General features: G+C 61.0%; 1 protein-coding gene. It reads right to left on the reverse strand.

Annotation, left to right across the window (positions count from 1 at the left end; all coding sequences use genetic code 11):
• Positions 1-1,053: NAD(P)/FAD-dependent oxidoreductase (locus tag ACZXDY_RS46015; protein WP_464350027.1), on the reverse strand; the 1,053-nt coding region annotated here is incomplete at both ends.

Below are 1,053 nucleotides of genomic sequence, written 5' to 3' on the forward strand. Positions count from 1 at the left end.
CCGTCTCCGGATGTCAGGATCCTGGAGGAAATCGAACGGTTTTATGAGCTGCACGACGTCTGAGAACGCCCGCTGGACCACCGGATCCGATTTGATAGCTCGGAAGAGGGCAGCCTCGAACTGCCGGTTTTCCTCGTAGTGTTCCGGGCGTTCCCCCCGCGTACCCGGATAGGCGAAATCGGCGTTCACACCCATGTTCCAGGGCGCTTGAAGCAGCGCGCTCACTTTGGACATGAACTGCTTTTGAATCGCTCCGATCGGATCGGCCTCATCCGAGACGCGATCCAGCACCTCGCGCAGCAGCTTTGCCTGCAGTGCCGCGACAGACATGCCCTGACCGTAAACCGGATTGAACCGGCAGAGCGAGTCTGCCACCGGTAGGATTCCGCGCGGCAGCCTCTGCAGTTGCTCGAAATGTCGCCAGCGGCTCTCATCAAACACAAAATGCCTTAAGCCGTCGGGCGGCGGAAATTCGCAAATTGTGTTGTAGATCGTCGGTGTATTCAGTTGACGCGAGAGAGCAAGAAAGTCCTCCCACGTCTCCGGCCGCTCCGTCGCGCCGTGCTGAGAAAGCGAGATGAAACAGCCTCCGTCTTCCATGGGCATTATCAAGCCGGCCAGCACCGACGTGCGCGGATCGGGCAATGTGACCAGGATTTGCCCGTCCGGCGCAGGCCGAACAACAACGGTCGTGTAGCTGATGTCGACACCGACGACGGTTTCGAGCGGCCGTTCCCAACCGAGCGCGTCGAACAAGCCGAGCGTCGGCGCACTGCGGCCGGATGCGTCCACCACCAGATCCGCCTCGACTGCGGCAAGCTCTTTTGCACCGCTCTCATACCTGACCGACGGCAGGTTCGCGTCCGGCACAATGTCCATCACGCGACATTGCGATCGCAACGTGACGTTGGCGATTGCGGCCACCTTACGCCGCAGCACGTCTTCGATCAGCGGCCGCGAGGCGCAGAGAATCGACGCGCCACAATCATGCTGCGGCAGAGCGCCGACGTCCGGTCGCTCGTACCGGACGTCTCCAAACAGGTTGATTGAAAC

The sequence above is a fragment of the Bradyrhizobium sp. LeoB3 genome (assembly GCF_055456055.1).